This is a genomic window from Pantoea sp. NSTU24, assembly GCF_050157905.1.
Lineage (GTDB): Bacteria > Pseudomonadota > Gammaproteobacteria > Enterobacterales > Enterobacteriaceae > Pantoea.
This window is the reverse complement of the sequence record NZ_JBKIWZ010000001.1, coordinates 1821284-1832480: the sequence shown is the minus strand read 5'-3', so window position 1 is coordinate 1832480 and position 11197 is coordinate 1821284. Positions and strand designations below refer to the sequence as shown.

The window sequence follows — 11197 nt, the reverse complement described above, 5'->3', positions numbered from 1 at the left end:
CTTCCGATGTCCACTACGCTGCTGTTATCCATCGCGCTGGTCAGCGTGATTCTGCTGTTGTTGCTGGTGATCAAAGCCAAAGTCCATCCCTTTATTGCTCTGCTGATTGCCAGCCTGTTCGTCGCCATCACCACCGGTATTCCGGCCGAAAACATCATGAAGGTGATACTGGGCGGGATGGGGAGCCTGCTCGGCAGTATTGCCGCCATTATCGTGCTGGGCGCGATTCTCGGCGCCATCATAGAGACATCGGGCGGCGCGGACCGGCTGGCGAACCGCTTTGCTCAGCTCTGCGGGCCACAGCGCATGGTCGCTGCGCTGACGACCGTCGCCTTTATCTTAGGGCTGCCGGTCTTTTTTGACGTCGGATTTATCATCGTGGTGCCGCTGATTTACGGTTTTACCAAGGTGATGCGCGTCTCGCCGCTGAAATTCGGCTTACCGATGGCGGGGATGATGCTGATGGTGCATGTGACGGTGCCTACCCATCCGGGACCGGCAGCGGCGGCGGGCCTGCTGAATGCGGATCTTGGCTGGCTGATGATGATCGGTATCGCCCTGTCGATCCCCACGGGCATCGTTGGTTACTTCATCGCTAAAGCGCTAAACCGCAAAAAATATCACCTCTCCGTCCAGGTGCTGGAGCAGCTGCAGCTGACAGAACCCTCCGGCCAGACGACGCCTGGCAGCAACAAAGAGGCTCCGGGGGCGCTGCTGATTTCGGGCTTGATCGTTCTGCCGATCCTGCTGATTATGCTCGGGACCCTGCTGCCACCGCATCTTACGCCGGGCAGCCTGCCGCTGCAGATCCTGACGCTTGTCGGATCCCCGGCGGTCGCCCTGCTGATCACGCTGGCGCTCGCCGCCTGGTTGCTGGGACTGCGGCGCGGCTGGACGGCAGAGAAGCTGGAGACGCTGTCGAACAACGCTATCTCCACCGCGGCGGGCGTGATTTTAGTCTCAGGCGCCGGGGGGGCGTTTGGTAAGGTACTGGTGGAGTCGGGTGTTGGTAAAGCGCTGGCGGGTTCGCTGCAGACCATTCATCTGCCCCTCATCCCGGCGGCGTTTATCTCTCTCTGGCGCTGCGCGCCTCGCAGGGCTCAGCAACGGTCGCGATTGTGACAACCTGCGGACTGCTGAGCACCGCTGTAGCGGGGCTGGGCGAGATGCAGCTGGTGCTGGTCGCGCTCTCCGCCTGTTTCGGTGCGCTGGGGCTGTCACACGTCAATGATTCCGGCTTCTGGGTGGTTACCCGTTATCTCGGGCTGTCGGTCGCTGACGGGCTGCGTAGCTGGACGGTACTGACGACATTGATGGGATTATGTGGTTTTGCGCTGACCTGGCTGGTGTGGACGCTGCTGTAATTCACGCTGTTTCAACAGAAGAGAGTCAGACCCGGCACAGGTGGCCGGGTCGATGCGTTCCGGGGATCAGGAAACCAGCTCCTGAGCATAAAGATAGAGCGCCTTCAGCTGCCCCATCTTTTCAGTGTCTGCCTCATGCAGGTTAGCCAGAGCCTCCAGCTCCTGCATAAAGGCCTGTACCCGATCGCCGTTAAGCACTTCGCGGCGGTGCTGCAACCAGCGCTGCTGCTCAGCATCATCCAGCGTGCCGGGGAAGTTGCGCGCGCGATAGCGGAACAGCAGCTTCGCCACCCGTGCGCTCTCAAAACTCAGATCCAGCGCAGGCAGGTTAGCCGGCGCGGTCTGCCGGATGATGTTCATTCCGGCACGGTCGGCATCACTGAAGAAACCATCATAAAGCTGGGTGTCCACGTCGTCTGACGGCGTGAAAGGTTCGGCCTCGGCAAACAGCGTCACCAGTTTTTCCCGCACCTCGGGCTGCTGACGCAGCAGGGCCAGATTATCCAGGCAGTGCTGACGATCGATATTCAACCGGGCCGCATCCTCCGGCCGCAGCGTACTGGCTGGGGCCAGCACCGGGCACTTATTGATATGCACCAGTTTCACTGGCACCGCAGGCAGATCGCCGAGATCATTTTTTGGCGTGTAAAGCCGCTCGCGCAGCGTGTCGGCATCCAGTTGCAGCAGCGGCGACATATCACCCGCCAGATCGACCACGATCAGCGCATTGCGGTTATCAGGATGCCAGGCCAGCGGCACAATCCAGCTGGTGTTGCCGCGCGCCGCGCCGAACATGCCGGAGACGTGAACAAGGGGTTTCATCTGCGGAATGTCGATCAGGTTCATTAGCTTGTTTTTGTTTCGATGCGTAAACAGAAACGAAAACAGCTTCGGCTGCTTCTCTTTCACCAGCTTCGCCATCGCCAGCGTGGCATAGACATCGGACATCGCATCATGCGCATTTTCATGCGCTACACCGTTGGCTTTGGTCAGATGCTCCAGCCGGAAGCTGGGAAACCCCTCTTCATTTTCCGGCCAGTTGATGCCTTCCGGGCGCAGTGCGTAGCAGGCGCGCATGACGTCCAGCAGGTCCCAGCGCGAGTTGCCGTTTTGCCAGCTCCAGCCATAGGGATCGAAGAAGTTGCGATAGAAAATATTGCGCGTCACTTCGTCATCGAAACGGACATTGTTATAGCCCACCACGCAGGTCTGCTCCGTGGTGAACAGCGTGTGGATACGCTCAGCAAACCCGGCTTCGTTGATGCCGCGACGCATCGCCACCTGTGGCGTGATGCCCGTAATCATGACCGCTTCGGGCTGTGGCAGATAGTCATCAGGCAGACGGCAGTAGAACACCTCCGGCTCGCCTACCGGATTGAACTCGCTGTCGGTGCGCAGGCCAGCAAACTGAGCAGGGCGGTCACGTGAGGGACTGGTGCCAAAGGTCTCATAATCGTGGAAGAGGAAAGTAGGCTGTACGCGGTCGTTATTCAAATTTCATATCCGTTTATTGCATTCACTGACTTAATGAACAGAGTGCGATAGAACGGCTCACTGTTCGTTCTGTATCGGGTTGCGCGCCGCAGGGCGAACACATTATTTTCTGACTGAAAATTCTGTTGTGTCGTCAGTATAGCGGCCCGGGCGGCGTCTGAAGCTACCTCTATGGTAAACCATATTGCGGTGTGGCAGAAACGTCAGGCACGGTGGTCAGCGTCTGTGCTGATCATGAACCCGATTGTCTGGCTTTTGCGCCTGCCTGAGCTGAAACGCGATGCTGTTTATTTTGAGGTTATGCCGGGAGTGCAACGAAGCCATCCGGAGACGGAGACGTGTACTTTTCTCCTGACTGCCGGAATTAAGCCTGTGCGATTCAAAATAACGGGCAGTCCACCCCTTACATCAGGAAATATTATGCTGATGCCGTATCGCTGCTGCAGAGCGTAAGCCACACGCTTCAGCATTATTCAGACAGTAACCCCGCGACCATGCATTACAACCTGCGGACGGGTTCATAATTTTTTTCAATTTAATCAAACCTTCACAACGCTTTTGCCGTAAAACGTGCGGCTGTTTCCGTTTCGTTTTAGAAATTTTCTCCCGTGCAATTAAGGATGAAGTGTTGAAAAGGCGTCTGCTGTTCACCGTTACTGCTACTGTTTTCTGGACCTCGCTGGCACAAGCTGAGGCGATTTCCTTTCCTGTTACACCTCCCGCGATTGATGCAGCGTCCTGGGTTCTGATGGATGCCACGACCGGCCAGGTGCTGACCGCAGGTAATCCTGATGAACGCCGTAATCCTGCCAGCCTGACCAAACTGATGACCGGCTATGTGGTGGATCGCGCCATCGACCAGAAGAAAATCAGCCGCGATGACATGGTTACCGTCGGGAAAGACGCCTGGGCGGCGGGCAATCCGGTGTTCAAAGGCTCCTCGCTGATGTTTCTGAAGCCAGGCGACAAGCTGAGCGTCCGGGATTTAAGCCGCGGCGTGATCATTGATTCCGGTAACGACGCCTGTGTTGCGCTGGCTGACTATGTCGCGGGCAGCGAAGCGAATTTTGTCGGCATGATGAACCATTATGTCGAAAAGCTCGGCCTGCAGAACACCCATTTTGAAACGGTTCATGGTCTGGATGCACCCGGCCAGTACTCCAGCGCGCTCGATATGGCGAAACTGTCACGCGCCATCATTGATGGCGAGCCTGACTTTTACGCGATGTATAGCGAAAAGACGCTGAGCTGGAACGGGATTACCCAGAACAACCGCAATGGCCTGCTGTGGGACAATAATCTGCATGTGGATGGACTGAAGACCGGTCATACCGAAACTGCAGGCTTTAACATCATCGCCTCAAACGTAGTGGGCAAGCATCGCCTGATCGCCGTCGTGATGGGCGGAAAAAGTGCCAAAGGTCGTGAAGAGCAGGCGCGTAAGCTGCTGGTCTGGGGGCAGAACACCTTTGACACCGTCCAGCTGTTCCACGCCGGTAAGAAAATTGGCAGCGAAAACGTCTGGTACGGCAATCCGCATCAGGTCGATGTGGGCACGGCAGAGGATGTCTACCTTTCTCTGCCACGAAGCGATGTACAGAATGTGAAAGCGAAATATGTTATCGCTCGCAAAGATCTGGAAGCGCCGCTGAAAGCTAATGAGGTCATCGGTGAAATTCAGGTGATGGATAAAGATCAGGAAATTGCGCACTATCCGCTGGTGGCGCTCAGCGCAGTCGAACCGGCAGGCGTGATTACCCGTCTGACAGACTATCTGAAGCAGAAGTTCTGATTAGCCGACATCCGGTTCATGAACGGGCAGCCAGCAGGCTGTCCGTTTTGCGTTTCGCCAGACGCGTCGCGCCTGTTACCAACAGCCGATGAAGGTTAAAAAGCCGTGTGTCATTGTTTTAACCTGCTCACAGAGATGTGAGGAGAATGTTGATAATTGTAAGGGAACGTCAAAACGAATCTGAAACTGACCGGCAGGACTGAGTCTGCACCTGATTCAGAGTTAAGATAGCCCCATCGTTATCCCGCAACCGGAAAGTCATTTTGCGTTCTGACAAGCCTATCTCAACACTGGAGTTCTGGCTTTATCGCCACTACCGTTCCGTCCACGGCGTTCGTATTGCCATCGCCTTTATACTCTGCTTTATCTTTGTCCGCGCCACCGGGATCCCGGAAGGCACCTGGCCGCTGATTACGCTGGTGGTGGTGATGGGACCGATCTCGACCTGGGGAAATGTCTTTCCACGGGCGCTGCAGCGCATCAGCGGCACGGTGGCAGGCTCTATCTCCGGCCTGATTGCGCTGAAGCTGGAGTTGATCTCCATGCCGGTAATGCTGGCCTGGTGCGGCCTGATTATGGTAATCAGCGGCTATCTGACGCTGGGCAAACACCCCTATATGGCGCTGTTAATCGGGATTACCCTGTGCGTCGTGGTGGGGGCGCCGACCGGCGATTTCACCGTTGCGCTGTGGCGTGGCGGCGACGTCATTCTGGGGTCGCTGATGGCGCTGCTGTTCACTGCTATCTGGGCGCAGCGCGCCTATACCCACTGGCGTATTCAGCTTTCAGATACGCTGGCGGCCATGGCGAAAATCTATCACGCCGGTTTTTCGCCCAACCTGGTTGAAAAACCGCGTCTGAACAAGCCGCTGGGCAAACTGCTGAGCAGCGTCATCAAAATGCGGGCACTGCTGGAACCTTCCAGCAAAGAGACGCGCATCCCGAAGTCGGTGCTTGAAGCCATTCAGACCATAAACCGTAATATGGTTTACACCATTGAGATGCAGATTAATGCCTGGTGGGCTTCGCGTGATAGCCATCTGATTATGCTTAACGCACCCGCGCTTCGCCGTATGCAGCAGACCACAGAGAACACGCTGCGGGCGCTGTCAGTGATGGCGATAGAGGGCATCAGCGATGAGGGCGGGGCGAACAGTCATGAACTCACCGAAATCAGCGCTGAACTGCGGCGGCTGATCGCCGATGCGCGCAACGACGGACTGGAGGAGACGCCCATCTACGGTTACGTCTGGCTGACGCTGGAACTGGCGAAACAGCTGGAGCGGATGACCGATCTGATGCGGATGGCGCTGCGCAAATAATCACCTCAGACAATGACTTAATGCGAAACCGGGTTTCTTTGCGCTAAGATAAGAGCCAGTCTGAATTTAGCTGTGAAAATTGCTTACCTGGCGGGCTAGCCGCTAAGCTGATCGTTTTGACTCTCTCCCTGCGTCAGCAGGCTCAAAGAAAGGTGCCATCATGGAAAATGCCAAGCAATCATTTCAGGACGTACTGGAGTTCGTACGTATGTTCCGCCGCAAAAACAAGCTGCAGCGTGAAATTGTCGACAACGAGAAAAAAATCCGCGACAACCAGAAGCGCGTCCTGCTGCTGGACAACCTGAGCGAGTATATCAAGCCGGGCATGAGCGTTGAGGCCATTCAGGAAATCATCGCCAGCATGCGTGTTGACTATGAAGATCGCGTGGATGAGTACATCATCAAAAACGCCGACCTGTCGAAAGAGCGCCGCGAGCTGTCGAAAAAAATCAAAGCGATGGGCGTGGGCGAACACCCGAAAGCCTGATGGCAGCCGGTTGCGCCTGAAAGCGCGATCGGTCTGATGTGAACCCGCATCCACTCCGGTGATGCGGGTTTTTTATTGCCTGCCGCTACGCAGATTGCGCAGGCTTACTCGCCTGCCAGCCTGCGGGCAATGCTCTGAAGCTGTTGCGACAGCACCGTTAAATCAGCCTGCTTATCGCCCGGGGGAGCCGTGGTTTCGCGGATCACCAGGGTAGTTTCCAGCGCATCGTTTTCCGGCTCTTTGCCCTGCAACCGGGCCAGCATCCGCTCGACGCTTTGTGCGCCCAGCGCATGCAGGTCCTGTCGTACCGTAGTCAGCGGCGGCTGATACCAGGCGCTTTCGGCGGTATCGTCATAGCCAATCACTGAAATCTCTCCCGGGATCGCCACACCATACTGATGCAGCGCACGCATTGCACCCAGTGCCATCTGGTCGTTCGCCACCAGCAGCGCCTGTGGCAGGTTAGCGGGAAGCTGTGTCATCAGCGCCTGATAACCGGATCGGGCACTCCAGTCACCGCGCAGCGAACAGTGCGGCGTTAACTGATGTTCAGCCAGCACCTGTCGCCAGGCGTTCTCACGCTGACGGGCCGACACCGACCGCTGTGGCCCGTTCAGCAGGCCAATCTGACGATGACCCAGTGCCACCAGATGCTCCACGGCGGCTCGTGCACCGGACTCGTTGGGATACTGACACTGCGCCACGTTAGCCTTAGGTTCAACATCCAGAAACAGCACTGGTTTGCTGCCACAGAGCAGCTGGATCTGCTGTGCCGCCTCTGCCTCCAGCGGCAGGTTAATCAGCAGCCCATCGACCCGCTGCGCCAGCAGTTCGTTCACGGTAGCGGCCGCATCGTTACCGCTGTCCATTGCAATGACCAGATGATACCCCGCGCAGGCGGCACGCTGCTGTATCGCCGAGGCGATTTGCGCAGGGGCCATCAGCGCCAGATTGCTGGTGGCCAGACCCAGCGTGCGCGTCGCCTTGCCCGCCAGCTGCTGCGCCACACGATTCGGCACGTAATTGAGCTGTTGCATCGCCGCCTCAACCTTTTCCCGCGTGCGCAGAGAGACCTGTTGAGATCGATTTAAAACACGTGAAACGGTCTGGTAGGACACGCCAGCCAGTTGAGCGACATCATTGAGGGTCACAGAGCGGGAAGTCATTGCACTCTCCAAAAAATAAGGCGATGAGTGTAGCAAATTTTCCCGCTGCACTGCTGTTGTAAGCCGGACTTTTACCGCCACAAGTCCGGATGCGCCACCGCATCCGGTCCGGGACGTTATCGCTGCTGCAGATAGACCTGCAGATTCACATCCACGGCATTCAGAAGGGGCGTGACGAGGCTGTGACGTTTTGCCCGCAGCAGCAGATCGCCAATGACCTGGTCGGCTTCAATATCATAGCCCTGGGTGAGATCGCGGTACATAGACGAGGTCATCGGCGTCGCCGGGTTGTTTAACAGTTCAAAAATGCGGGCGGTCGCTGCCGGACGCGGCTGATAGCCTTCGGCAGTAATCACGCTCAGAATTTCAGCAAAAATGGCCTGTAGCAGGGCTTCGCCACCCCGCGAGGTGAGAATCTGTCGGGTATCGCCCCGTGCCAGGCAGCAGACCGCACCGAGCGTGCTGAGCAGCAGCCACTTCTCCCATAGCTCAGCCATGATGTCATCGCTGAAACGGCTGTCGACACCCGCATCGCGCAGCGCCGCATCAACCCGCTGCAGCCGTTCATCGTTGTTGCCATCCAGTGCGCCATAATAGATCTGATGCAGCGGCGTCATCTGGATCACTTCGCCATGCTCACCCAGCGTGGCGTTGATTTTGCACAGCCCGCCAATGACGTTATCTTCGCCAAAACGCTGTTGTAGCGTGGCGATGTGCCGCATTCCGTTGAGAATCGGCATGATCAGCGTCTCGGGTCCGACCGCAGGCGCAATATCATCCATGACCTGTTCAAGGCCAAAACTTTTGACCGTTACGATAATCAGGTCATAGTGGCCGGTCAGGCTACGGGCCTGAACCAGTTGCGGCTGCAAGGTTTCCGTGCCCTGAGGCGTCTGTAATACCAGACCATGAGTCTGAAGCTGCTGATAACGCCGCTCGCGCACCAGAAACGTGACGTCCTGGCCTGCCTGAGCCAGTCGGCCACCGAAATATCCGCCGGTCGCGCCAGCGCCTGCCATCAGAATACGCATTTCATTCCTCCTTTGCTGAAAACCTCTACCTTAAAACGCCGTGACCGGGCTTGCCAGCGTTAACCACGTGAAGCGGCAAGGGACGAGCAGAGCAGGCGTATGCAGAGAAAAGAACAACAGAAGAAACAGTCAGGCAGGTTACAGACGGGGCACGCCCTGCACGGCAGCCTGCTGCTCCCACGTCAGTACGCACTGATAGTCCTGACGCTGCACCGGGCTGAATCCGCTTATCAGGCTGGCGTCGCAGACGCGCTGCCAGACGGGATCGCTGACCAGCTGATGCAGGACGGCACACAACGTCTCCCGCTGTGTTGCTGAGGTCCGGGCGGACGTGATCAGTGGTAACCCCGGCGCAGCGGGTGTTTCACCGATGATATGCAGCCCGTTCAGTTCTTCCGGCGCATAGCGCGCCAGCAGCGCCCAGCTCACGCAGTCTACAGCCGCGATATCTGCCCGCGACTCCCGTATCGCCGCCAGTGACTGACGATGACCGCCGCTCAGCAGAAGCCGGGAAAAGGTGATGCCATGACGTGCCGCCATCCAGCGCAACGCATTATAGCCGGAGTGAGAATCCAGACTGTTCACCACCGCCCGCTGGCCATGAAAGTCGGTCAGCATCGCCCGGGGATCCCGCGCAACCAGCCAGCTGCGATAATCACGTCCACTGCAGCCTGGCGCCTGATAGTGAAAAGCGCCGACCAGTAAGACCTCTGGGAGCTGACTCATCAGCGGATAACCACAGGTCTGGCTCAGCAGCAGGCGGTCATCCCGCCAGTGCGTCTGCAGATCGTCGGGCCAGACCGGGTGCGCCCCGATGCCGTTTTGTGCCAGCAGGCCGACTATTGACTGTATCAGGAGGTGCGTGGCGGGTGGATGAATCGTGTACATCGGTAACGCGAGCAGGTGTTGCATCGGTGTTCTCCCCGAGCGGGTCCGGCTATCAATGACCCCTCAGATCGTGACCATCCGCAGCATGAAGCCCGCCGCAGACTTTCTGGCACAGGACATGGATCTGAGGGTAGCGCAGATTCCGCAGTCGCACAGGAAAACAGGGGCTGACCACGCCGCAGCCTCGCTACGTCGAAAATCCTGAATATGGCGCTGAAAGATATTGACTATCAGTAGCGGCATAACAGGCGTAATCTTTTCTTATCAGAAATTGCCTCTGTTTGCGGGCATGTCAGACCCGTCAGGAGAAACACAGATGAAAAATATTGGCTTCTTATCTTTTGGTCACTGGACACCGTCGTCGCAGTCCGCCACCCGAACCGCGCAGGATGTGCTGCTGCAGTCGATCGACTTAGCGGTGGCCGCCGAAGAGCTGGGCGCAGATGGTGCCTACTTCCGCGTTCACCATTTTGCCCGTCAGCTCAGCTCGCCGTTTCCGCTGCTGGCCGCCGTGGCAGCCCGCACGCATAAGATTGAAATCGGCACTGGCGTCATTGATATGCGCTACGAGAACCCGCTCTATATGGTGGAAGATGCCAGCGCGGCAGATTTGATCTCCAACGGTCGTCTGCAGCTGGGTCTGAGCCGCGGCTCCCCCGAGCAGGTTATCGATGGCTGGCGCTATTTTGGCTTCGAGCCCAAAGCGGGTGAGAGCGATGCGGATATGGGCCGTCGTCACACCGAAGAGTTTCTGGAGGTCCTGCGCGGTGAAGGCTTCGCTAAGCCGAATCCACAGCCAATGTTCCCGAATCCACCGGGATTGCTGCGCCCTGAGCCACTATCGGAAGGTCTGCGCGACCGTATCTGGTGGGGCTCCGGCTCTAATGCTACCGCTGTATGGGCCGCAAAAATGGGAATGAATCTGCAAAGTTCCACCCTGAAAGATGACGAAACCGGCGAGCCGTTCCATATCCAGCAGGCGAAGCAGATTCGCGCCTACCGTGAAGCCTGGAAAGCAGCAGGGCATCAGCATACGCCGCGGGTGTCGGTCAGTCGCAGCATCTTTGCGCTGGTGAATGATATGGACCGTGCTTATTTTGGCCGCAGTGGTAACGACCGGGATTCCGTCGGCTTCCTTGATGAGAAAACCCGTGCCATCTTCGGCCGCAGCTACGCCGCAGAGCCGGAGGTGTTGATTAAGCAACTGGCGCAGGATGAGGCGATTGCCGAAGCCGATACGCTGCTGCTTACCGTGCCGAACCAGCTTGGCGTCGCCTATAACGCCCATGTGATCGAGGCGATTCTCAAGTATGTCGCACCGGAGCTTGGCTGGCGTTAATGCTCTGAAAGCGCGTCCGCTTACGCCGGATGCGCTTTCCTTCACCCCGCTTTTTGCTTTAACGCTTGCTCTTTTATTTCCCGCCCCCCGGTCAGTGGCTGCATTCCGGATGAGTGTGACCGCGCCAGCGAATTGTGACCCTGGAAAGCTGATGCGGGTTGTGAAACCGTGGCAGTCAGAATAGTCTCAGGGAGCGCCTGCCGCTTCGCTCGCCTCCAACAACAGGGTGACAGACGTCTTTTCATTGTTTTCAGCTTTTGAATGAGCATCATAAAAAGGTAAAAGCTATCAAACAGATAGGATGAGACAGGTGT

The 11197-nt window shown here is 57.4% G+C and carries 8 protein-coding genes and 1 pseudogene; 5 read left to right on the top strand and 4 right to left on the bottom strand.

Features of this window, described 5'->3' with window-relative positions:
- Window positions 1-6: 6 nt before the first annotated feature.
- Window positions 7-1364: pseudogene (locus ACLHDD_RS08810) on the top strand (GntP family transporter).
- A 66-nt stretch (window positions 1365-1430) separates the two neighbouring features.
- Here ACLHDD_RS08810 and sbcB read toward each other — a convergent pair.
- Window positions 1431-2858 (bottom strand): exodeoxyribonuclease I, encoded by a 1428-nt coding sequence (sbcB, locus tag ACLHDD_RS08805; RefSeq protein WP_427103801.1) that lies wholly within the window; start codon window positions 2856-2858, stop codon window positions 1431-1433.
- Between the two features lie 628 nt (window positions 2859-3486).
- On the opposite strand from sbcB, the gene dacD reads away from it, so the two are divergent.
- The 3 genes from dacD (at window position 3487) to tmaR (ending at window position 6459) form a co-directional block, all read left to right on the top strand.
- A complete protein-coding gene (gene dacD / locus ACLHDD_RS08800; protein WP_427103800.1) occupies window positions 3487-4650 on the top strand; it encodes a serine-type D-Ala-D-Ala carboxypeptidase DacD in 1164 nt (387 codons plus the stop codon).
- A 263-nt stretch (window positions 4651-4913) separates the two neighbouring features.
- Entirely contained in the window at window positions 4914-5972 is a 1059-nt protein-coding gene (locus ACLHDD_RS08795) for an FUSC family protein (RefSeq protein WP_427103799.1), read from the top strand.
- A 160-nt stretch (window positions 5973-6132) separates the two neighbouring features.
- On the top strand, window positions 6133-6459 hold the full coding sequence (tmaR, locus tag ACLHDD_RS08790; protein ID WP_004571340.1) for a PTS system regulator TmaR: 327 nt from the start codon (window positions 6133-6135) through the stop codon (window positions 6457-6459).
- Between the two features lie 104 nt (window positions 6460-6563).
- On the opposite strand, the gene ACLHDD_RS08785 is transcribed toward tmaR, so the two are convergent.
- The 3 genes from ACLHDD_RS08785 to ACLHDD_RS08775 all read right to left on the bottom strand — a co-directional run bounded on the left by ACLHDD_RS08785 (window position 6564) and on the right by ACLHDD_RS08775 (window position 9568).
- Window positions 6564-7625, bottom strand: coding sequence for a LacI family DNA-binding transcriptional regulator (locus ACLHDD_RS08785; protein WP_427103798.1), 1062 nt, complete (start codon window positions 7623-7625; stop codon window positions 6564-6566).
- A gap of 116 nt (window positions 7626-7741) precedes the next feature.
- Entirely contained in the window at window positions 7742-8656 is a 915-nt protein-coding gene (locus ACLHDD_RS08780) for a ketopantoate reductase family protein (protein ID WP_427103797.1), read from the bottom strand.
- A gap of 138 nt (window positions 8657-8794) precedes the next feature.
- Window positions 8795-9568: a phosphate/phosphite/phosphonate ABC transporter substrate-binding protein gene (locus tag ACLHDD_RS08775; RefSeq protein WP_427103796.1), complete on the bottom strand. Its 774-nt coding sequence runs from the start codon at window positions 9566-9568 to the stop codon at window positions 8795-8797.
- Between the two features lie 292 nt (window positions 9569-9860).
- On the opposite strand from ACLHDD_RS08775, the gene ACLHDD_RS08770 reads away from it, so the two are divergent.
- Window positions 9861-10883: an LLM class flavin-dependent oxidoreductase gene (locus tag ACLHDD_RS08770; RefSeq protein ID WP_427103795.1), complete on the top strand. Its 1023-nt coding sequence runs from the start codon at window positions 9861-9863 to the stop codon at window positions 10881-10883.
- Window positions 10884-11197: the final 314 nt, after the last annotated feature.

What these genes read in the sequence shown, in the direction of transcription:
- ACLHDD_RS08780 (WP_427103797.1), bottom strand. Translation starts at nt 8,656, where the DNA reads ATGCGTATTCTGATGGCAGGCGCTGGCGCGACCGGCGGATATTTCGGT.
- tmaR (WP_004571340.1), top strand. Translation starts at nt 6,133, where the DNA reads ATGGAAAATGCCAAGCAATCATTTCAGGACGTACTGGAGTTCGTACGT.
- ACLHDD_RS08775 (WP_427103796.1), bottom strand. Translation starts at nt 9,568, where the DNA reads ATGCAACACCTGCTCGCGTTACCGATGTACACGATTCATCCACCCGCC.
- ACLHDD_RS08770 (WP_427103795.1), top strand. Translation starts at nt 9,861, where the DNA reads ATGAAAAATATTGGCTTCTTATCTTTTGGTCACTGGACACCGTCGTCG.
- ACLHDD_RS08785 (WP_427103798.1), bottom strand. Translation starts at nt 7,625, where the DNA reads ATGACTTCCCGCTCTGTGACCCTCAATGATGTCGCTCAACTGGCTGGC.